At 67.0% G+C, this 19,262-nt stretch carries 20 protein-coding genes; 10 read left to right on the top strand and 10 right to left on the bottom strand.

Features of this window, described 5'->3' with window-relative positions; genetic code table 11:
- Positions 1 to 77: 77 nt before the first annotated feature.
- The gene (locus DEIPR_RS03155; protein WP_013614388.1) at positions 78 to 356 is read left to right on the top strand and encodes a hypothetical protein; all 279 of its coding nucleotides are present in this window, start codon (positions 78 to 80) and stop codon (positions 354 to 356) included.
- 82 nt (positions 357 to 438) lie between these two features.
- Here DEIPR_RS03155 and DEIPR_RS03160 read toward each other — a convergent pair whose 3' ends face one another.
- Both DEIPR_RS03160 and DEIPR_RS03165 read right to left on the bottom strand, forming a co-directional pair.
- Complete coding sequence (locus DEIPR_RS03160) at positions 439 to 1,341, bottom strand: SDR family oxidoreductase (protein WP_013614389.1); 903 nt, start codon at positions 1,339 to 1,341, stop codon at positions 439 to 441.
- Positions 1,342 to 1,572: 231 nt separating this feature from the next.
- Positions 1,573 to 1,896, bottom strand: a complete 324-nt coding sequence (locus tag DEIPR_RS03165; protein WP_049775054.1) for a GNAT family N-acetyltransferase — start codon at positions 1,894 to 1,896, stop codon at positions 1,573 to 1,575.
- Positions 1,897 to 2,006: 110 nt separating this feature from the next.
- Here DEIPR_RS03165 and DEIPR_RS03170 point away from each other — a divergent pair, with 110 nt between their 5' ends.
- Entirely contained in the window at positions 2,007 to 2,222 is a 216-nt protein-coding gene (locus DEIPR_RS03170) for a hypothetical protein (RefSeq protein WP_013614390.1), read from the top strand.
- A gap of 1 nt (position 2,223) precedes the next feature.
- On the opposite strand, the gene DEIPR_RS03175 is transcribed toward DEIPR_RS03170, so the two are convergent.
- The 3 genes from DEIPR_RS03175 to DEIPR_RS03185 all read right to left on the bottom strand — a co-directional run bounded on the left by DEIPR_RS03175 (position 2,224) and on the right by DEIPR_RS03185 (position 5,457).
- Positions 2,224 to 2,541: an ASCH domain-containing protein gene (locus DEIPR_RS03175; RefSeq protein WP_013614391.1), complete on the bottom strand. Its 318-nt coding sequence runs from the start codon at positions 2,539 to 2,541 to the stop codon at positions 2,224 to 2,226.
- A 1-nt stretch (position 2,542) separates the two neighbouring features.
- On the bottom strand, positions 2,543 to 4,645 hold the full coding sequence (glgX, locus tag DEIPR_RS03180; RefSeq protein ID WP_013614392.1) for a glycogen debranching protein GlgX: 2,103 nt from the start codon (positions 4,643 to 4,645) through the stop codon (positions 2,543 to 2,545).
- 179 nt (positions 4,646 to 4,824) lie between these two features.
- Entirely contained in the window at positions 4,825 to 5,457 is a 633-nt protein-coding gene (locus DEIPR_RS03185) for a hypothetical protein (RefSeq protein WP_041221921.1), read from the bottom strand.
- 167 nt (positions 5,458 to 5,624) lie between these two features.
- On the opposite strand from DEIPR_RS03185, the gene DEIPR_RS03190 reads away from it, so the two are divergent.
- Positions 5,625 to 6,005, top strand: coding sequence for a hypothetical protein (locus tag DEIPR_RS03190; RefSeq protein WP_013614394.1), 381 nt, complete (start codon positions 5,625 to 5,627; stop codon positions 6,003 to 6,005).
- Positions 6,006 to 6,024: 19 nt separating this feature from the next.
- Complete coding sequence (locus DEIPR_RS03195) at positions 6,025 to 6,420, top strand: hypothetical protein (RefSeq protein ID WP_013614395.1); 396 nt, start codon at positions 6,025 to 6,027, stop codon at positions 6,418 to 6,420.
- Here the strand turns inward: DEIPR_RS03195 and DEIPR_RS03200 are convergent.
- Both DEIPR_RS03200 and lysA read right to left on the bottom strand, forming a co-directional pair.
- A complete protein-coding gene (locus DEIPR_RS03200) occupies positions 6,401 to 6,919 on the bottom strand; it encodes a hypothetical protein (RefSeq protein WP_148231764.1) in 519 nt (172 codons plus the stop codon). The genes DEIPR_RS03195 and DEIPR_RS03200 overlap by 20 nt on opposite strands.
- A 20-nt stretch (positions 6,920 to 6,939) precedes the next feature.
- Positions 6,940 to 8,238, bottom strand: a complete 1,299-nt coding sequence (gene lysA, locus DEIPR_RS03205; RefSeq protein ID WP_041221923.1) for a diaminopimelate decarboxylase — start codon at positions 8,236 to 8,238, stop codon at positions 6,940 to 6,942.
- A gap of 186 nt (positions 8,239 to 8,424) precedes the next feature.
- Between lysA and DEIPR_RS03210 the strand changes: the two genes are divergently transcribed.
- The 4 genes from DEIPR_RS03210 to DEIPR_RS03225 all read left to right on the top strand — a co-directional run bounded on the left by DEIPR_RS03210 (position 8,425) and on the right by DEIPR_RS03225 (position 15,175).
- Positions 8,425 to 9,012, top strand: a complete 588-nt coding sequence (locus DEIPR_RS03210; RefSeq protein ID WP_013614398.1) for an antibiotic biosynthesis monooxygenase — start codon at positions 8,425 to 8,427, stop codon at positions 9,010 to 9,012.
- A 337-nt stretch (positions 9,013 to 9,349) separates the two neighbouring features.
- Positions 9,350 to 10,204 (top strand): YDG/SRA domain-containing protein, encoded by an 855-nt coding sequence (locus DEIPR_RS03215; protein ID WP_013614399.1) that lies wholly within the window; start codon positions 9,350 to 9,352, stop codon positions 10,202 to 10,204.
- A gap of 42 nt (positions 10,205 to 10,246) precedes the next feature.
- Entirely contained in the window at positions 10,247 to 13,411 is a 3,165-nt protein-coding gene (locus DEIPR_RS03220; protein WP_013614400.1) for a DEAD/DEAH box helicase, read from the top strand.
- A 297-nt stretch (positions 13,412 to 13,708) separates the two neighbouring features.
- A complete protein-coding gene (locus tag DEIPR_RS03225; RefSeq protein WP_013614401.1) occupies positions 13,709 to 15,175 on the top strand; it encodes an alanine/glycine:cation symporter family protein in 1,467 nt (488 codons plus the stop codon).
- 93 nt (positions 15,176 to 15,268) lie between these two features.
- On the opposite strand, the gene DEIPR_RS03230 is transcribed toward DEIPR_RS03225, so the two are convergent.
- Genes DEIPR_RS03230 through DEIPR_RS03240 form a run of 3 tightly spaced genes read right to left on the bottom strand, consistent with a single transcriptional unit; the run spans position 15,269 to position 17,420 of the window.
- Positions 15,269 to 16,168 carry an NAD(P)-dependent oxidoreductase gene (locus DEIPR_RS03230; protein ID WP_013614402.1) on the bottom strand — a complete coding sequence of 300 codons (900 nt, stop codon included), beginning with the start codon at positions 16,166 to 16,168 and terminating at the stop codon, positions 15,269 to 15,271.
- Positions 16,165 to 16,809, bottom strand: coding sequence for a GNAT family N-acetyltransferase (locus tag DEIPR_RS03235; protein WP_049775055.1), 645 nt, complete (start codon positions 16,807 to 16,809; stop codon positions 16,165 to 16,167). Before DEIPR_RS03235 ends, DEIPR_RS03230 begins: the two co-directional genes overlap by 4 nt.
- A gap of 41 nt (positions 16,810 to 16,850) precedes the next feature.
- A complete protein-coding gene (locus DEIPR_RS03240) occupies positions 16,851 to 17,420 on the bottom strand; it encodes a hypothetical protein (protein WP_013614404.1) in 570 nt (189 codons plus the stop codon).
- Positions 17,421 to 17,428: 8 nt separating this feature from the next.
- On the opposite strand from DEIPR_RS03240, the gene DEIPR_RS03245 reads away from it, so the two are divergent.
- Together DEIPR_RS03245 and DEIPR_RS03250 are read left to right on the top strand one after the other, a co-directional pair.
- Positions 17,429 to 18,148, top strand: coding sequence for an ABC transporter ATP-binding protein (locus DEIPR_RS03245; RefSeq protein ID WP_013614405.1), 720 nt, complete (start codon positions 17,429 to 17,431; stop codon positions 18,146 to 18,148).
- Positions 18,145 to 19,008: a glucodextranase DOMON-like domain-containing protein gene (locus tag DEIPR_RS03250; RefSeq protein WP_013614406.1), complete on the top strand. Its 864-nt coding sequence runs from the start codon at positions 18,145 to 18,147 to the stop codon at positions 19,006 to 19,008. Before DEIPR_RS03245 ends, DEIPR_RS03250 begins: the two co-directional genes overlap by 4 nt.
- Positions 19,009 to 19,262: the final 254 nt, after the last annotated feature.

Genomic DNA, 19,262 nt, shown 5'->3' on the forward strand with positions numbered 1-19,262 from the left:
CGCAGCTCTGGCAAATTTCTTGTGTCGCCGTTGAGGAAAGCTCGGGGCAGGCCCGCAGTCCGGCTAAGCTGTGCCCTATGAACTTCCAAGAGAACACTGGTCTGACCCTGACCTTCTCCGCTGGTCCTGAGCAGCATACGGTTCCTGGCCGCTTCGTGACGCTGCCGGCGGGCGCTGCAGCCCAGAGCGAGCGCGGCGTGGAGGTCGAAGGCGTGGCCCTGGAATACGTGACCGACGAGGTGCCCCACGGCCTGCGCGCCTTCGACGACGACAGCAAGCGTAAGCTGGACGAACTGCGCCAGCGCTTCAAGATCATGTCTCAGGCCAGCGTGGTGCCGTTCGAGCCGGGCCAATAAGGCCAGCACACCCACCCCGGCAAGATTGAAAAAGAGGCGCCCCAGTCCAAGCCGGGGTGCCTCTTTCTGATGCGCGGAGACGTTAGCCGCCGACCACTTCGCCGCCGTTGGGGTGCAGCACCTGGCCGGTGATGTAGCTGGAGTCGTCCGACGCCAGGAACACGAAGCAGGTCGCCACTTCGGCGGGCTGGCCGGGGCGCTTCATGGGGGTTTCCTGCCCGAACTCGGCCACCTTCTCGGCGGGGAAAGTGGCCGGAATCAGGGGAGTCCAGATGGGGCCGGGGGCCACGCCGTTCACGCGGATGCCCTTTTCAGCCAGTTGCCCGGCCAGCGAACGGGTCATGCCCAGAATCGCGCCCTTGGTGCTGGCGTAGTCCACCAGGGTGGGGCTGCCCCGGTAGGTGGTCACCGAGGTGGTATTGATGATGGTGTCGCCCTCCTGCAGGTGCGGCAGCGCGGCGCGGGCCAGGTAGAAGTAGCCGTAGATGTTGGTCTCGAAGGTCTTGTGCAGCTGCTCGTCGTCAATGTCGGTGAGGCTGTCTTGGGGGTACTGCACGGCGGCGTTGTTCACCAGCACATTCAGGCCGCCCAGCTCCTTCACGGTTCTCTCCACCGCCTGCTGGCAAAATGCGGCGTCGCGCACGTCGCCGGGCAGTTTGAGGGCGCGGCGGCCTTCGGCTTCCACCAGGGCTACGGTCTTGTCGGCGTCGGCGTGCTCGTTCAGGTAAATCAGAGCCACGTCGGCCCCTTCACGGGCGAAATGCACGGCCACAGCCCGCCCAATGCCCGAGTCGCCGCCCGAAATCAGGGCCACTTTGCCCTTCAACTTGTCCGAGCCCTGGTAGCCTTCCTTGATGTATACCGGCTGGGGGTCCATCTGCTCCTCAATGCCGGGCTGCTGCTCCTGCACCTGTCGCGGCACCTGCTCGGGGAAGTTCTGGGTCTGGTCTACGCCGCCCTTTTGGCCGTCTTGTTGGTTGATCATGGGGGCAGTGTGCCACCCGGCCGGGGGCGCAACAGGCAACTTTTCCGCATATGGAGCCTGTCTCAAGGTTTGGTTGTGTGCGCCTTAAGGGGCGGCAGGCTCAGGGGCCAGGTAGACATACACGGTGGGATGTTCGCCGCGCCGGGGCCAGTGCCGTTATCAAAGACAGTGGGGCCAGTGTACTCGGTGGTGCGCCGCCAGCCCAGGCGCTCATACAGGCGGAATGGCCCGCTAGGACTGGGCGTGCACGTCCAGCGCCGGCACCAGCCCACACTGCCGGGCAGTCCGCACGGCGGTGCCTAGCAGCGCCCGCGCCGCGCCCTGCCCCGCTGCGCCGGGGTGGACGAACAGCCGCGAAACCAGCGCCAGCGATGCGGTGGGGTGTCCAGTGAGGGCCTCCCAACTGCGCTCAGGACTGTCCTGGGGCCGCCGCAGCAGCACCTGGACGGGCATCTGGTCGGCCAGCTCCGCCACCCAGGCGTCCCCACCCGGCGGGGCGATAAAAGCCGCCGGGTCTGGCGGCCACGCTGCGGGGTAGCCGCTGCCAGCATGCACCGCCTACAAGACACGTTCAAGCGCGGGCAAGTCTGCCTGGCGGCGCGGGCGAATGACGGGGAAGGAGGGCACGCTCCCACCTTAAGGCCAGCGGCGCTAACCTGTCCTCCATGAGCCGCCGTGGAACCAACCTGGCCGCTGCCCTGCTGGCCCTCATCGTGCTGCTGCTGCTGGGAGTCGGCATCATGAGCCAGCGCCTGAACCGCTTGCTGGAGGACCGCCCGGCGGTGGCCGCGTGCTTACAAGCAGGGGGCACGGCCAAAGAGTGCCGGGACGCTTCCGGCGCAGCAGCCAGCGGAACTGTGCCCGTGCCGCCAGCGCCGTGAATCAGTCCAGCCTGAAGTGAACCACGCTGACTTCGGCGTCCTGCGGCAGGTCTGAATAGTGGAACCGCAGGCGTGCCAGCAGCTCGGCCCGGCTGCCGAAGCCATCGGCCTGGGCGTGGGCGTCGGTCAGGCTGCGCAGCGGGAGCGCCTCTACGCGGGTAATGTGCGCCGGCCAGCCCTGCGGGTCGTTGCCAAACAGCAGCAGGACGGGCCCCACCTCAGCCGCCTCGCCCCAGCGCACGGTGGTCCGCTTGCACCCGGCCCGCACCGCCGCCCGGTAGTCCGGGTGAAAGTGCAGGCGGGGAACAGGGCGGCTCATATCAGCCTTGCTGAGCGGAGCAGCTGAAAATTTTGATGCTGCGGGCCGTCAGCTGGGTGTCCTGGTCAGCTTCCACCTGTTCCTGGGCAGCGTCGTCGGCGGTGTCCAGCAGCAGGGTCCAGCGCTCACAGGTCTGCTCCGGCCCCTGCTCGCGAAAGCTGGGCAGGTTAAAGGGCAGGTCCACGTGCGAGGCGTTCAGCAGCACCAGCAGGTGGTCGCGAACCTCGCCCTCTTCCTCACCGCCGTACAGGAACAGGCCCACACTCTTGGTCTGGGGGTTTTGCCAGTCGGTGTCGTTCATCTCCTGGCCGTCGTAGCGCAGCCACAGGATGTGCGGCAGTTCGCCTTCCTCGCGGCGCCCCGAGAAGAACCGCTCGCGGCGGAACGAAGGGTGGTCCTGGCGCAGCCCAATCAGCCGCCGGGTAAAGGCCAGCAGATCCCGGTCCGCGTTCTGCCAGTCGTACCAGTTGATTTCGTTGTCCTGGGCGTAGGTGTTGTTGTTGCCGCCCTGGGTGCGGCCCAGCTCGTCGCCGCCCAGAATCATCGGGATGCCCTGGGAAATCAGCAGCGTGGTCAGGAGGTTGCGCTGCTGCTTGCGGCGCTCACGTAGCACTTCCGCGTCGTCGGTTTCGCCCTCGGCACCCATGTTCCACGACAGGTTGTTGCCGTGGCCGTCGCGGTTGTCTTCGCCGTTGGCATCGTTGTGCTTGTCGTTGTAGCTGACCACGTCGCGCAGCGTGAAGCCGTCGTGCGCCGTGATGAAGTTGATGCTGGCCTGCGGGTGACGGTGGTTCGCGCTGTAGATGTCGCTGCTGCCGGTCAGGCGGAAGCCCATCTCGGACATCAGGCCCTCGTCACCCTTCCAGAAGCCGCGCACCGTATCGCGGTACTGGTCGTTCCACTCGGCCCAGGGCGGGGGGAAGTTGCCCACCTGGTAGCCGCCCAGGCCCACGTCCCACGGCTCGGCAATCAGCTTCAGGCGGTTGAGGACTGGGTCGGCCTGCACCGCACCGAGAAAGTTGGAGTGCTTGTCGAAGCCCAGTTCGCCGCGGGCCAGCGTGGAGGCCAGGTCAAAGCGGAAGCCGTCCACCCCCAGCGCCGCCCAGTGGCGCATGGAGTCCAGCACCATCTGCACGGTGCGGCGGTGGGTCATGCGGACCGAGTTGCCGGTGCCGGTAAAGTCGAAGTACTCGCCCAGGTCGTCCTGGCTGAGCCAGTAGTAGGTGGAGTTGGCGAGGCCGCGCCAGCTGAGCAGCGGGCCGCCTTTGCCGCCCTCAGCGGTGTGGTTGTACACCACGTCCAGAATCACTTCCAGACCGGCCTCGTGCAGCTTGGCGACCATGTCGCGGAATTCCTGCTCGGTGTCCTGCGGGCGGCCGGCGCGGGCGGCGGCACTGTAGCGGGGTTCCGGCGCAAAGTAGCTGAGGGTGGAGTAGCCCCAGTAGTTGTGCAGGCCCTTGTTCTGCAAGAAGGGGTCGTCCACGTGGGCGTGAACCGGCAGCAGCTCCACCGCCGTGATGCCGAGGTCCTTGAGGTACTTCACCACCGGCTCGCAGGCCAGGCCCGCGTAGGTGCCGCGCAGTTCTTCGGGCACGCCCGGGTGGGTCATGGTCAGGCCGCGCACGTGCGTCTCGTAAATCACGGTGTGGTTCCAGGGCACCTGCGGCTTGTCTTCCAGCGGCACTTCCACTTCGGTGTCGAGCACTAGGCCCCAGGGGGCTTGCAGCGAGGCCACGTGGCCTTCTTCGTTGCGGATAGGTTCTTCCGGGCCGCTCAGGGCGCGGGCATAGGGGTCCAGCAGCCGCACCTCCGGCTGGGCGTAGACGCCATTTTCCGGGTCGTGGTGGCCGTGGACACGGTAACCGTAGCCCTGGCCTACGCCACGGCTGTAGTCGTGGTCGTCGGGGAGGAGGCCGTGCCACACGTTGCCGGTGCGCTCGGGCAGGTCCACGCAGCGCTCGCCTTCCTCGGTCAGCAGGCACAGTTCGACGCGGGTGGCGTCGGGGGCATAAACGGCAAAATTGGTGCCGCCCTCTTCACGGGTCGCGCCCAGAGGCTGGGGCTGGCCGGTAGTCAGGGCAGTCGGGGAAGCAGTTTCAGTCATGGTGGGCAGTTCCTGTACAGATATGGAGAAAAAGAATGGAGGCCGGTCTGGAAATGTGCCGGCTTCGCGGAGGAAGGCCGGCACAAACGCTTCACCCTAGCGGAGCCTATGCGGGGCCGGGTGAAACGGCATTTACAGTTCCGCTGGACTTGGGGGTGGCCCCGCCGCCTCAGGGCTTTTCAGAACTCCAGCCGTCCGCCCCGGCCCCGACCACTTTGCAGAGCGGCGAGGCGCTCAGGGGTCCACAGTTCGTACTCGTACATGGGGTACTGGCGCTTGAAGCGGCCCACCTTGTCCCAGACCTCGCGCGATTCACGCGGCACCACCAGAATCAGCCGGATGACGGTGTCCTCGGCGTCGTAGATATAAAAGTCGAAGTGCAGGGTCTGTTCGTGGCCCCGGTCGGTAAAGATAGGAAAGGGAAAGGCCCGGTAACGCCAGTGCTTGCCCTTTTCGCTGAGAATCTGCGCGGCAATGCGGCGCAGCTTGGAGTCCGCGAAGGTGTGTTTTTCGCCGTCGCGGTCGCGGAACACGGCGGTTTCGGGCGGAGCTTCCAGCTGAACCTGCCGCAGCTGTGGCAGGCGCTTTTGGGGGCCTTCGGACTTGGAGACCCTGGGCGCGGCCTTGCGTCCGGTGCCGCGCTGGAAGGTTTCGCCTTCTTTCAGGCGCTCGGTGCTGCCCCGGCTTTCCATGCGGGCGGGGGGCAGGGCGTCGCGGGTCACGCCGCCCCGGCCCTGGGCGCGGCTGCCGGTGGCGCCTTTGCCCCGGCTGTAGCGCCCGCCCTGCTTCTTGGATTTGCTGCTGTTGGTCATGCCCGGCAGCATAGCGTGAGGAGCGCGGGGCGACTGTCGCCGCTGCTGGCGTGGTGGGGGCAGAGCTGCGTCGTCTCGGGTGGCGTCCCAGGTGTCCTCCGCCGGGGCCAGCAGCGTGAGGGCCGGCGTCAGGTTCCTCCGGTACAGTGCAGACCGGAGGGCTTACCGTGAACAACCTGACCGAAACTGCCTGCCGCCCGTCTGCCGTCGCTGACCCCGGCGACTCGTCCGTGTTCAGGCTGCTGCTGCTGATTCCTGCTCTATTCTCGGCGGCGACGGCCCTGAGTTTGTTGGTGCAGCTGCCCGCCCCGCTGGCCTGGGCCACGTTCGCCGGCTGTGCTCTGCTCGCTGTCGCTGGCCTGCAGCGCCGGAGCCTCAGCCTGCTCACCGCCGCCTGGCTGGGGTTCCTGGGACTGAGCGGCGTCATGGCCGGTTACGTGGCCGACGAGCTGAACCGGGGTGTCTCCCTTATGACCGAGGGGCTGAGCCTGGGATTGGGCCTGGGCCTGCTGCTGGTGCTGACCTTGCAGCCACAGGGCCGGCGCTGACACATTTACACTGGTGCTCATGAGCGCCGAGCCCCCCACGCCCGCCCAGCAGAACGTGGACATCATCCGCATGGCGCAGCGCCTGGAACAGCGGCTGGCTGACCGGGGCGCGCTGGGCCGGGGCCTGGGCGAGTACGCCCGCTCCCTGCGGGGGCAGCTGCCGGATGAGGTGCTGCACGACATCATGAAAATCAACCGGGTACGCAATGACCTGGTGCACCGCAACATTGACCTGCCGCTCAGCCGCCGTGACCGCGAAAGTTTGCAGGCCAGCTACGAGCGGGCAGTGGAGCATTTGGGCCGCGGCGACCTGGAGGCCCGCTCTGGCCTGCGCGTGAATCCCTGGGCGCTGGCCGCAGCGGCAGCGTTGGTGTTGCTGCTGGTCTGGTTGGCCCTCACGCAGGGTCCGGTTTAGGCGAAGCTGCTGACTGGAGCGCTGCGTGGTGACTCCAGCAGGCGTATCCCAGCAACATGAAGGCCGCCAGCAAGGGCCAGCCGACTTCGCCAGACAGAGGAGCCAAAGCTGCTTCCGCGTCTGACAGGTCGCAGGTCAGCTCTGGTGCCCTGAGCCGCCAGGTTTGTTCATCTTGCCAGTGAAGCCACGCGCCAATCAGCGCCAAGCTGCCAGCCGCTGCGGTGGCCCAGGCCGCCTGTTGGCTGCCAGCCCGCCATAAGAGCCATAGCGCCGGCAGGGCATAGAGCGCCGGAAAGAGGTCGGGCAGCAGTGAGAGCGGCTGATCACTGAAACAAGGTGGCCTGCTCAGAGACAGCAGCATAAGATAGACCGGCAGCAGCAAATGCCCCAGCCCCAGGGCGTTTCTGGCGGCCAGTGAGCGTAAATGCGGGTCAGTCAGGCACAGTACGCCAGCCAGCGGCCACAGCAGCAATGGCGACAGGGCCACCACAGCGCCCAAAATGTCGGGCAGTGGAATCATCAGTCTAGTTGCCCGCGCAGCAGGTCGTCGTAGGTTTCGCGGCGTACCACTTCCCGCGCCTCGCCGTCTTTGACGAACACCACAGCGGGGCGCAGCATGGCGTTGTAGCGGCTGGACATGGCGTAGTGATACGCGCCCGTGCAGCTGACCGCCAGGAGGTCGCCGTGCCGTGGCTCTGGCAGCGGCTTGTCGCGGGCCACCACATCGCCCGACTCGCACAGCTTGCCCACCACCGTATAGGTGCCCTGCGGTGCGCCGTGCATCCGGTTGGCCAGCGCCACCTCGTAGTCGGCCCCATACAGCGCGGTGCGGAGGTGGTCGCTCATGCCGCCGTCTACCGACACGTAGTTCCGCACGCCAGGAATTTGCTTGACGGTGCCCACCGTATACAGCGTCCAGCCTGCTTCGCCCACGATGGAGCGGCCCGGCTCCAGCCACAGCTGCGGTAGCGGCAGGCGGTGCTCGGCGGCACCGGCCCGCAGTGCGGCGGCCACCTCGGCCAGAAGGTCTTCCAGGGGCTGCGGCTGGTCCGCTCCGGTGTAGCGGATGCCGAAGCCCCCGCCGATATTCAGCACCCGCGCCGCAAAGCCGCTGTGTTCACGCTCGCCGGCCAGCCAGGCCAGCACCCGCGCCAGCGCTGCCCGCGTCCCCTCGGTGCCGAAGATTTGCGAGCCGATGTGGAAATGCACGCCCAGCACGTCCAGCCACTCCGCTTGGAGCATGGCCCGCAGCGCTTCGCTGGCCTGACCGCTTGCCAGATTCAGGCCGAATTTGCTGTCTGCCGCGCCGGTCTGAATAAAGTCGTGGGTGTGCGCCTCCACGCCTGGCGTGACCCGCAGCAGGCAGCGTGCCCGCGTGCCAAGCTCGCCGGCCAGCGTGTTCAGCCGTGCCACCTCGTCCAGGCTGTCCACCACGTAGCAGCCCACGCCCGCTGCCAGCGCCCGGCGCAGCTCGCTGTCCAGCTTGTTGTTGCCGTGCAGGTGAATGTGGGCAGGGTCGAAGCCGGCCGCCAGCGCGGTATACAGCTCGCCGCCCGACACCACGTCCAGCCCCAGGCCCTCTTCGGCCATCAGGCGTGCCAGTGCCCGGCAGAGAAAAGCCTTGGACGCGTACGACACCTGATGGTCCAGCCCCGTTTTCTGCAAAGCGCGGTGGAACCGTCGGCACTGTTCACGAATCAGGGCCTCGTCGTAGACGAACAGCGGCGTGCCGAAGCGCTCGGCCAGCTCGGGCGCCGGCAGCCCGCCAATAACAAGTTCCCCGGCTGGATTGATGTGGGCGCTGCCGCTGAGGTGCATAGAAGGCAGTCTAGAGCAGTGCTCGGGAGTGACGTGCCGCCTGGCAAAGCCCCGGCCGTCCTCCATTCGTCTTGCCTGTTCGCGCGGCCGCTGGCGTAGCACAGGTCCAGACAGGCCGCCTGGGCAGAAAGTCTAGGCAGAAATTCTCCTCGCATTGCGGCATCGGTGGCTGTCCTAAGCTGAGGTGTGACCCAGGGCGCCGATGTTCCTTCTCCCGCAGCCGCCTCCTTGTCCGCCGACCCGGACCCGGTCAGTCTGGTGATTCGCCGCCGGGTGCGTCCCGGAAAGGAGGCCCGCTTCGAGGAGTTGGTGGGCGAACTGACGGCCCTGCTGGCCCAGGCGCCGGGACACCGGGGCACTGGCGTGATGCGCCCTGGCAGCGCCGGGCACCACTACACCCTGCTGGCCCGCTTCGATTCGGCCGCCAATGCCCAGGCCTGGGAAGAATCCCCCCAGCGGGCCGCCTGGCTGGTAGAGCTGGAGGGCGTGGTAGAAGAACAGCTGCCGCTGGAAAAACAGCCGGGGCTGGAATTCTGGTTCACCCCGCCCGAGGCGCCGACCCTCCGCCAACCGCCACGCTGGAAAATGGCGGTCGTGACCTTTCTGGTGCTGTTCCCGGTGGCGCAGCTGGTGGCTTTCCTGCTACACCCGCATTTCGGCAGTTGGCCGCCCCTGCTGCGGGCCGCGCTGCAATCGGCCGCCGTGGTAACCGTCATGACCTACATTTTCATGCCGCTGGGCACGCGCTTGGCTGCACCGTGGCTGCGGCGGTAGGAAAGGGGGTGTGGGCGGAGCATTAGTCAGCCAGACAGCCGCTTCTCGGCAGAAACTGTAGGCTTCCCGCACAGGTACACCTTGCACCTGAAGGAACCTAAACTGCCGTACGTGCCGGGAGAGGCCCATCCGTCCTGGACAGCTCAACTCCGCTGGCCTTGCTCAGACTGGGCGGGCAAACGCTCTGAACCTTCTGGCAGCGCCGTAGCAGAGCGGTGGACGCCGAAGCTTGAACGAATCAGGGGAGATGCTGGGTCCCACGCCGCGCAAGGTGGGGGATTCTCTTCGGCTGGATGACTACCTCGGACGTGAGCCGCCGGAATGTCAAACTGCTCCTATGCCTAGACATTTCGGTCACATTCCAGGCATTGTCCCGGGAGCAACGTTCGTAGACCGGCGGGAGTTGCGGGAAGCCGGTGTGCACCTGCCCACGCAGGCTGGCGTCAGCGGTTCGGCCACGGAGGGTGCCGATTCTATCGTGCTCTCGGGCGGTTATGAGGACGACGATGACCAGGGCTCGGTCATCGTGTACACCGGCGAGGGCGGGCGTGACCCGCTGAGCGGGCGGCAGGTCAAGCATCAACAACTGGTGCGCGGCAATTTGGCCCTGGCGGTCAGCCACCGGGACGGTCTGCCGGTCAGGGTGACACGCGGCAGTCGGCACACTTCCGCCTATTCTCCGGAGACGGGCTACCAGTACGCTGGCCTGTACCGGGTAGACGACCACTGGCGCGAGGAGGGCAAATCAGGCTTTTTCATCTGGCGCTTTCGGCTGCTGAGTCTGGAAAGCGCCTTCCAGCCTGAAGTCATCTCTGCGCCCTCGGCAGCAGCGGTCAGGCGCGAAATGGTGACGGTTCAGCGGCTGGTCCGCGACACTGCAGAGGCCCGGCGGATTAAGGCTCTCTACGGGTTCCGCTGTCAGGTCTGTGGGGAAGCGCTGCAGACCTCGGCAGGTCCCTACGCCGAGGCGGCCCACATTCGCCCACTTGGGGCGCCGCACCACGGCCCCGACCATGCGGGCAACCTGTTACGCCTGTGCCCGAATCATCATGTGCTGTTCGACTTTGGCACTTGGTCTATCGCGGATGATTTCGGGCTTATCGGCCTCCCTGGAAAGTTGATGGTGCACCCCGAGCATCAAATTGACCCCGCGCAGTTGGCCTATCACCGCGCCCGCTATTTCCAGCCCTAGGATTACAGCGGCATCCGCCTGCCCGCAGTAAAATCCCTCTTTGTGACTGCCCAGACCGACGCTCCCAACCTTGCCCGCCTGCTGCCCAAAGCCCCCGCGAACGGCAACCTGCTGCTGCTTCCGCAGGTGGCCCGCGCCGCGCTGTTTGCCGCGCATGACGGCCCCGCGGTGCTGCTGACCACGCCCGAGCGGGTGGGCCTGTATGCTTCGGCGGGGGCGCTGGGTGCGCCCGTTAGCGTGAATCCCGGTCTGGGCGAGTGGGACACGCAGCACGAGCATGTGGTGCTGGACGTGAACACGGCGCTGGACCTGTTCCCCAGTGACCCGGCGGCCCACGCGCTGAGCCTGGTGGTGGGCCGCGACTACGCCCGTGAAGACCTGCTGACGCGGTTGGAAGCCCTCGGCTACGAGCGCGGCGAAGAACCTGGCTACGAACTGCACGGCGACACGCTGGAACTGCGCCTCAGCCCGGGCATGGGCCTGCCCTTGGGTGCCGAAGAAGACCTCTGGATTCGCGCTGAGTTCTTTGGCGATGAGCTGGACACCCTGCGACGTATGGAGCCAGGGGGCCTGAGCGGTGAGAAAATCGAGCGCTTCACCCTGGAGCCGTCAGGCGAGTACCTCAGCGAAGTGAAGTGGGATTCCACCCGCCTGGAGCAGCTAGAAGGCCGTATTTTTCTGGACGCGCCCGAGTTCTACGCTTCCAGCCTGGGCGTGTTGGCTGACACACTCTGGGAGCAGTTGCAGGGCCGTGAAATCACGTCGTTTGGCCGTGCGCCGTCTGCCTTTCTGGACCTGCCTGACCTCGACACGGGCCTGAAAACCCTGCCGTTCTACCGCGCCCGCCTCAGCGACCTGGAGCGCGACGTCAAGGAGTGGCGGGCGGCGGGCTACCGCATCTTTCTGCTGGTGCGCCATGACCGCACGGCGGAGTATCTGGCGGGGCGGCTGCTGGGCAGCGGGCCAGATGACACCAGCGTAGAGATTCCCTGGCTGCGGCTGCCACGGGTGCGCGAGGGCGACATTGGCTTCCTGCGGGCGCTGGGGGAGGGCGGCTTTGTCATCCCCGAATACAACACCGTCGTCCTGACCGAAGACCTGATTTACGGCTTTCAGGGCGGCTCGGCGCTGCGCGGCAAGAAGATGGCGGGCAAACCCGTCACCGACGCGCTGGGCCTGCATACCGGCGACTACCTGATTCACCCCGAGCACGGTATCGGGCAGTTTCTGGGGTTGGAAACCCGCACCGTGCTGGGCGTGACCCGTGATTACCTGAACCTGGAATACCGGGGCGGCTCGCGCCTCAGCGTACCCATTGAGCAGCTTTCACTGCTGCGCCGCCACCCCGGCACCACCGACGACCCGCCCCGCCTGAGCAGCTTTGACAAAAAGGACTGGAGCAAGGCCAAAGCGCGGGCGCAGAAGAACGCCGAGGAAGTCGCCGCCCGTCTGCTGGTGCAGTACGCCGCCCGTCAGGTGACGCCCGGCACTGCCTTTCCGCCGCAGCCCGAGTGGGACGAGCAAATCGAGCAGAACTTCGCCTATGAGCTGACCGCCGACCAACGCACGGCGCTGAAAGAAACCCTGCGCGACCTGGAAAAAGCCAACCCCGCCGACCGCCTGATTTCCGGCGACGTGGGGTTCGGCAAGACCGAGGTGGCGCTGCGGGCCGCGCACCGCGTGGTGGGGCACGGCGCTCAGGTGGCGATGCTGGTGCCTACCACGCTGCTGGCCGACCAGCACCTCCAGACCTTCCGCGAGCGCCTGAAAGGTCTGCCAGTGCGGGTAGAAGGCCTCAGCCGCTTTACCTCCGACAAGGAAGCCCGCGAGATTCTGTCGGGGCTGGCCGCTGGGCGGGTGGACATCGTCATCGGCACGCATAGGCTGCTGAGCGGCGACATCGAATTCAAGAACCTGGGCCTGATTATCGTGGACGAGGAGCACCGCTTCGGCGTGGGCCAAAAGGAAAAGCTGCGGGCCATGCGCGGCCTGCCGAGCACCCCCGAAGGCGGCAAGCTGGAACTGCCCGAAGGCACCAAAGTGGTGGACACGCTGGCCCTCTCTGCTACGCCGATTCCGCGCACGCTCTACATGAGCATGGTGGGCCTGCGCGACATGAGCAGCATCCAGACCCCGCCTAAGGGCCGCAAGCCGATTCAGACGGTCCTCACGCCCTTTGACCCCGTCACCGTGCGGGACGCCATCGTCTCGGAAATCGAGCGCGGCGGCAAAGTCTTTTATATCCATGACCGCATCGCCAGCATCGGCGCACGCAGCCTGTACTTGCGCTCGCTGGTGCCCGAGGCCCGCATCGGCGTGGCGCACGGGCGCATGAGCGAGGAGGAGCTGGAAGAAATCATGAAAGGCTTCGAGGAGGGCGCGTTCGACGTGCTGCTCTCCACCACCATCGTGGAAACGGGCCTGGACATTCCCGAGGCCAACACCATCTTGATCGAGCGGGCGGACCGCCTGGGCCTCGCGCAACTGTACCAGCTGCGGGGCCGGGTGGGACGGCGTGAGCAGACGGCTTATGCGTACCTCTTTTACCCCCCGCGCATGACCGAGAACGCGCAGCGGCGGCTGTGGGCGATTGCCGACCTGCAAGACCTCGGTTCAGGGCACCTGCTGGCCGAAAAAGACATGGAAATTCGCGGCGTGGGCAACATTCTGGGCGAGGAGCAGCACGGGCAGGTGCAGGCAGTCAGCGTGGATGTCTACACAGAGCTGCTGGCGCAGGCTGTCGCCAAGCTGAAGGGCGAGAAGCTGGAACCCGTGCCGAGCGTGACCATTGACCTGCCCGTGAGCGCCCGCCTGGACCCCGAATACTTCGCGCTGGACGAAGAAGCCCGCATCGCCACCTACGGCAAGCTGAGCGAGGCCCGCACGCTACAGGCCCTCAGCCGCGTGGAGCGTGACCTCCGCAAGCGCTTCGGCCCGCCCACGCCCGCCGTGCAGAACTTCATTGACCTTGCCAAGCTGCGCCTGCTGGCGGTTCACAAGCGCGTGACCGAGGTGCGCGACACCATGACCCACATTCAGGTCACCTTCAACTACAAGTCGCTGGACTACGACGCGGCGGGCCTAAGGCGCTTCCCGCACAAGACCGAGGTGACGACTTTCCCGCCCGCCCTGAACCTCGACAAGCGCGGGCTGAAGCCGGATGAGTACCTCAAAGTGCTGCTGGATGTGCTGGGGTATTTCGGGTGAGCAGAGCAGATGGAGAGGCCCACTGCCCGTTGGTGCAGCAATAGGGGTGACGTAGTCAAGCGATGTCCAACCGTAATGGCGGTGTAGCCGAGAGCTGGGAAAGCTCAAGTCGGCTCCAGCTCCGGCTTTCCGGGCGGGACAAAACACCTTGCATTCTCGGTGTGATAACCTCCTTTCACCTTTAGTCAAGCTATATCTTCACTCATTCGCTAGGTCTGGCCTGCGCTCAGGCGGAGGCGGTGAGTGGCGCATAGCTTCGTAAGAGAGAAGGTCAAATCATCCTCCTGGAGCGTAAGCATGTTTGAAACCCTTATCAACACCCTCAACGGTTGGGTCTGGAGTCCGGCGCTGATTTACCTGTGCCTGGGCGTGGGCCTCTATTTCTCGGTAAGGACCCGTTTCTTGCAGGTGCGGCACTTCGGTGAAATGCTGCGGCTGCTGCGTGACGGTCAGAGTTCCAACGAGGGCGTATCGTCCTTTCAGGCGCTGGCGATGGCGCTGGCGGGCCGCGTGGGCACGGGCAACATCGCGGGCGTGGCGACGGCCATCACCTTCGGCGGACCTGGGGCGCTGTTCTGGATGTGGATGGTGGCGTTCCTGGGGGCCAGCACTGCCTACATCGAGTCGGTGCTGGGCCAGATCTACAAGGAAAAGGACAGCGGCGGCCACTTCGTAGGTGGCCCGGCCTACTACTTCGAAAAGGGCCTGGGCCAGAAGTGGTACGGCGTGCTGTTCGCCATCAGTGCGGCGGTTGCCTGCGGGCTGCTGCTGCCGGGCGTGCAGGCCAACTCCATCGCCACCGCCATGACGACCGCCATGAACGTGCCCACCGAGGTGACAGCGGGCATCCTGGCGATTGTCCTGGGCTTCATTATCTTCGGGGGGGTCAAGCGCATCGCTTCGGTGGCGGAAATCGTCGTGCCGTTCATGGCGGGCGCTTACATTCTGGTGTCCCTCGTCATCGTGCTGATGAATATCGGGCAGCTGCCCGAAACCCTCTCGCTCATCTTCCGCTCGGCTTTCGGGGCGGACGCCGCCTTCGGGGCCATCATCGGTCAGGCGGTGGCCTGGGGCGTGAAGCGTGGTGTGTACTCCAACGAAGCGGGTCAGGGCACGGGGCCGCACCCCGCCGCCGCCGCCAACGTGTCGCACCCCGCCAAGCAGGGGCTGGTGCAGGCGTTCTCGGTTTATGTGGATACCCTGCTGGTCTGCTCGGCCACCGGATTTATGCTGCTGACCACGGGTTTTTACAATGTGCAGGACCCTGGCAACGCCGAAGGGTTCCTGCACCAGGGTGTGCAGGGCGTGGCGGCTGGCCCCGGCTACGTGCAGACCGCGATGGAAAACATCATGCCGGGCGTCGGCTCCATCTTCGTGGCGGTGGCGCTGTTCCTGTTCGCCTTTACCACCATCTTGGCCTACTACTACATCGCTGAAACCAACATCCGCTATCTCAGCCGCAGCGTGAAGCTGGACTGGGCGCTGCCGGTGCTCAAGCTGGTGCTGATCGGCATGGTGGTGTACGGCTGCCTGCGGACCGCCGATCTGGCCTGGGCGATGGGTGACCTGGGCGTGGGCCTGATGGCGTGGCTCAACATCATCGGGATTCTGTTCCTGCAAAAACCCGCGCTGGCGACCCTGCACGACTACGAGGCGCAGAAGCGGGCCGGCCGCGACCCCATCTACGACGCCGAAGCCAACGGGGTTCACAATGCTCCGCTGTGGACCGAAATCCGCCGCGATTTCGAGAGCCGCCGCAGCTGAAGCCATTTCCAAGCTGAGGGCCACGGACTATGAGGTTTTGCCTCACTGCTCGTGGCCCTTTTCCTGTGGCTGCCCGGCTGCCCTGCAGGTCTTTCAGTATCCCCGCCCGGTGTCCACTTCGCCTTCCGGCTGCCGGCCCTGCAACATCGCCTGCAGGAAAGCTCCGGCGTGGTCGGCGGCCCGCCGCTCCAGGTCGGCGGTGGCGCTGCCCACATGCGGCGTGAGAATGACATTCTCCATCTCCCACAGCGGGTGGTCTGCCGGCAGGGGTTCGGGGTCGGTCACGTCCAGCAGGGCGCCGCCCAGGTGGCCGCTGCGGAGGGTGTCCAGCAGGTCATCCTGCACCACCAGGTCGCCCCGCCCGATGTTGTACAGCCAGGCACCGGGCTTCATGCCGCGCAGGAATCCGGCGTCCACGCTGCCCCGCGTGTCCGGCGTGCTGGGCACAAGCAGCACCAGGAAGTCGGCCTGGGCGCGTATTTCGGCCTTTCGCCGCTCGTCCGTACCGCTGCGGACCGTGAGCACCTCGGCGCCGAAGGGAAGCAGCAGCCGCTCGATTTCCCGGCCGATGTGTCCGTAGCCCCACAGCGCCACTTTGCGGCCCCGCAGCGTGTGCATTTGCTCCGGCAGGCGCTCCCAACGGCGCTCGTTCTGACGGTCACGGTACAGGTGCAGTCCGCGTGCCGCCGCCAGCAGACCGGCCACCACATGCACCGCCACTGCCGGGGCGTGCAGGGTGTTGGCGTTGAACAGCCGCACGCCCGCAGGCAGGTCGGGCGTGATGTGGTCCACGCCGGCCGTCAGGGTCAGCACCCACTGCAGGCCGGGGGTGGCCATCAGGCTGCGGCGCTGGGTGCGCCCGGCCCCGAACAGGAAGATGACCCCGTCGGCCTCCTCAAAGGTCCGGCCGTCCTGCGGGCGGTAACGCAGCAGCTCGGCGCCGTGTTTTTCCAGACTGTCGAAGGCGGGCAGGTCAGGAACAATCACTTTCATGGGGGTCCTCCAGGGACAGAAGCGGGCGAAGGGGGGAGATGCCGGTGCCGGGCCAGCCAGTCCCCGCGGCACAGTTCCATATTCACCTCGCTGCGGCCGCGCTGCTGAAAGCGGCCTTTTTCCTCAAAGCCGGCGCGGACGAAAGCGGCCTGCGCCCGCTGGTTGCTGCCCAGTGTGGTGAGGCGGACGCGCTCCAGCGGGGGGGCCAGGCCGTCCGGTGCCTGGCCGAACCCCCACGCCAGCAGGGCATTCAGCGTGTCCTGGCCGTAGCCCTGGCCCCAGTGGCTGCGGGCCAGCATCACGCCCAGCGTGGCGCGGGTGGCTGCCGGTGCTGCGGGATGCACCGCGCCGCGAACCAGTGGCCCTGGCCCGAAACTGTACAGCTCTGCGTTGCCCACCAGCTGCCCGCCCACCATCACCCCGAAGCTCATGCGCTCGCGGCCCTGTTCGGCCAGCAGCAGCAACCGGAACACCAGGCGCGGAATGCGGGTGGGGGCGGCGGCGTTCAGTGCGGCCAGTTCCGGGTCGCGGTACAGTGCGTACAGGGCGCGCCAGTCGGCCCGGGACAGCTGCGGCAGCTCCATCAGCTGGACCCGGCCCCACTGGGCGGCAGGCTGGGAAGGCGCAGCGCGGCGGAACACCGGCCCAGTCTAGAGCACCCGGCAGCAGGACGGCTTCTGGCTCACGGCTTCGCTGCGTCTTCTATTCTCGCTGCGTTTTCCACGCTCTCTGGTCCTGCCGCCCTGGCCTGAACAGCAGCTGGGCCTTCCGGTGCCACGTCGTGGGCCGTGAAAGAGCCCTCCCACACGTTCATCAGCCGGCCGCCTTCCACCAGCAGGATGGTAGGGTACTGCGCCACATGCAGCTGCCGGGCGAAGCGGGTCGCCTCTTCCCCCTGCCAGGGCGTGACCGGCGCGGGAGCCGTGCGGCGCAGGTCACCCTCGGCGAATACGGCCCGCACCGGCAGGCCGCTGGCGAGGGCGGCGTCCCACAGGCCCGCCATGTCGCCGCAGCCGGAGCCGTACACCACCACCAGTTCGCGCTGCTGCGTCTGCCAGGGGTGCGCGGGGAGGGTATCGCCCAGGCGCACCTTGGCTTCTGCCGAGGGCAGGCCCAGTGTCAGCAGCAGCGTGGCGAGCGGCGCATGCCGGGCCAAACGGTGCAGTGAGCGGCGGGAGGTGGATTCGGTGGGGCGCCCGGCAGACATGCGCCCAGTCTGCCAGCGCCCGGTGATGCGGGTGTGAGGGCCCATGCTCTAGCATGGCGGGCGTGAAGTCCGGCCCTGCTGAAGTTCCGTCCCCTGCCCCCCCTGCCTCCTCTGCGCCGCCCTACGCCCTGTACGCCGCCGAAATCACCCATTCCTTCGGGGAACGCGCGGTGCTACGCGGGGTCAGCCTGGGGGTCAGGGGCGGCGAGGTGGTGGCGGTCACCGGGCCTTCGGGCAGCGGCAAGTCCACCCTGCTGCACCTGCTGGGCGGGCTGGATACGCCCGGCAGCGGCGAGGTGTGGTGGGGAGAGACGCGGGTGGACACGCTGGGCACCCAGGCGCGGGCGTCGCTGCGGGCCTCGTCGCTGGGGTTCGTCTTTCAGCACCACTACCTGCTGGAAGACCTCAGCGTGGCCGAGAACCTGGAAGTGCCGCTGCTGCTGGCCGGGCAAGCTGGGGGGCATGAGCGGGTGCAGGAGCTGCTGGACGCCGTGGGCCTGGGCGGGCGCGGCCACGAGAGCACTGGGGTGCTGAGCGGCGGCGAGCGCCAGCGCATCGCCATTGCACGGGCGCTGGCGTCCCGTCCCCGCGCCCTGCTGGCCGATGAACCTACCGGCAGCCTGGACCGGCAAAGCGCCCGCGCCGCTGCCGGGCTGATGTTCGACCTGGCCCGCCGCCAGGGCACCGGCGTGCTGCTGGTCACGCACGACGAAGCCCTGGCCGAGCAGGCCGACCGCCGCCTGCATCTGGTAGATGGAGTGCTGAGCGCGTGAGGGGCAAAAACCGCTGCGCCGCCCTGCTGGCTCTGTCGGCGCTGGCCGCGCCCGCTTCGGCCCAGCTGCGGGGGCAGGAGCCTCTGCTGCGCGTCAGCGACCCGGCCGGCGACGCGCACGGTGACGGCAGCGCCCAGCTGCCCACCGGGCCGGCCATTGCGCCCGAGGCGCTGGACCTGCGCTCTTTCGAGGTCTGGCCGCGTGGCCGCTTCCTGAGCTTCCGCACCGAGTTCGGGGCGCTGCAAAATCCCTGGAATGCTCCCGCTGGATTCTCGGCACAGACGCTGGACATTTTTATCGGTACCCGCTCGGGCGGTGAAAGTACGCTGGCCGACCTGAACCTGCGGACCGAGGGGGGCGGATGGCAGTACCACCTGCGCGTAACTGGTCAGGGCGCCCGCTGGACCCACGCCTCGGAGGCGCCCGCTGCGGGTGTCAATGCGCCGCCTGACGAGGACCCCCCCTCGCCCGCACTGCCGCCTGCGCCGCAGGTCCGCACCGAGGGCAATACCCTGGTGATTGATACCGAGCTGCCGCGTGGCCGCTACGCCTACTGGGTCGCCAGCTCGGTGTATTCGCCCATGTCGGCCGGCGGAGTACTGGTGCCCGGCGGCAGCGGTCCTTTCGCCGTGAAGGTGCCGGCGGGGCACACCTCGGTGCCGGTGCCGCTGGACGTGCTGGCCGAGGAAGCCTCGCCCCAGCCGTTCAACCTGGGCCAGCTGGCACCGGTGGGCCGCCTGAACGATTTCCGGCCCTGGCTGCTGTGGGGGCTGGGCCTGCTGGGGCTGGGGTTGGCGGCAGGAGCGTCCATCGCACTGTGGCGCACACCCCGTGAGGAAGTCGTAAAAAAGTTGGCGTGAAGAAGTGATTGTAGGCAGCGATTGTCAAGAGGTGATGATGCGCGCCAGGCGCTGAATGTGCCGCCGGGGAGAGCCCTTCATGAGGGCAGGCGGCCGTGCCTTCATCTGCTGCTCCCCGCTTTGGGCCATGCTGAAGCCATGTTTTCTTCTCGCTGGCGTTCTCATCTGGCCCTGGCTGGCCTGCTTCCTGCCCTGCTGCTGGGATGCCGGCAGCAGCCCCCGGCCGTGCCCCCGGTCACACCGCCGCCCGTGAC

This window comes from Deinococcus proteolyticus MRP (genome assembly GCF_000190555.1).
In the GTDB taxonomy this organism is placed as follows: domain Bacteria; phylum Deinococcota; class Deinococci; order Deinococcales; family Deinococcaceae; genus Deinococcus; species Deinococcus proteolyticus.

Excerpts from the sequence above, each read along its gene's own strand:
- DEIPR_RS03215 (WP_013614399.1), top strand. The coding sequence starts at position 9,350 with ATGCCTAGACATTTCGGTCACATTCCAGGCATTGTCCCGGGAGCAACG.
- lysA (WP_041221923.1), bottom strand. The coding sequence starts at position 8,238 with ATGCACCTCAGCGGCAGCGCCCACATCAATCCAGCCGGGGAACTTGTT.
- DEIPR_RS03245 (WP_013614405.1), top strand. The coding sequence starts at position 17,429 with ATGGCGGGCGTGAAGTCCGGCCCTGCTGAAGTTCCGTCCCCTGCCCCC.
- glgX (WP_013614392.1), bottom strand. The coding sequence starts at position 4,645 with ATGACTGAAACTGCTTCCCCGACTGCCCTGACTACCGGCCAGCCCCAG.
- DEIPR_RS03225 (WP_013614401.1), top strand. The coding sequence starts at position 13,709 with ATGTTTGAAACCCTTATCAACACCCTCAACGGTTGGGTCTGGAGTCCG.
- DEIPR_RS03175 (WP_013614391.1), bottom strand. The coding sequence starts at position 2,541 with ATGAGCCGCCCTGTTCCCCGCCTGCACTTTCACCCGGACTACCGGGCG.
- DEIPR_RS03230 (WP_013614402.1), bottom strand. The coding sequence starts at position 16,168 with ATGAAAGTGATTGTTCCTGACCTGCCCGCCTTCGACAGTCTGGAAAAA.
- DEIPR_RS03240 (WP_013614404.1), bottom strand. The coding sequence starts at position 17,420 with ATGGGCCCTCACACCCGCATCACCGGGCGCTGGCAGACTGGGCGCATG.
- DEIPR_RS03170 (WP_013614390.1), top strand. The coding sequence starts at position 2,007 with ATGAGCCGCCGTGGAACCAACCTGGCCGCTGCCCTGCTGGCCCTCATC.
- DEIPR_RS03185 (WP_041221921.1), bottom strand. The coding sequence starts at position 5,457 with ATGACCAACAGCAGCAAATCCAAGAAGCAGGGCGGGCGCTACAGCCGG.
- DEIPR_RS03195 (WP_013614395.1), top strand. The coding sequence starts at position 6,025 with ATGAGCGCCGAGCCCCCCACGCCCGCCCAGCAGAACGTGGACATCATC.
- DEIPR_RS03155 (WP_013614388.1), top strand. The coding sequence starts at position 78 with ATGAACTTCCAAGAGAACACTGGTCTGACCCTGACCTTCTCCGCTGGT.
- DEIPR_RS03160 (WP_013614389.1), bottom strand. The coding sequence starts at position 1,341 with ATGATCAACCAACAAGACGGCCAAAAGGGCGGCGTAGACCAGACCCAG.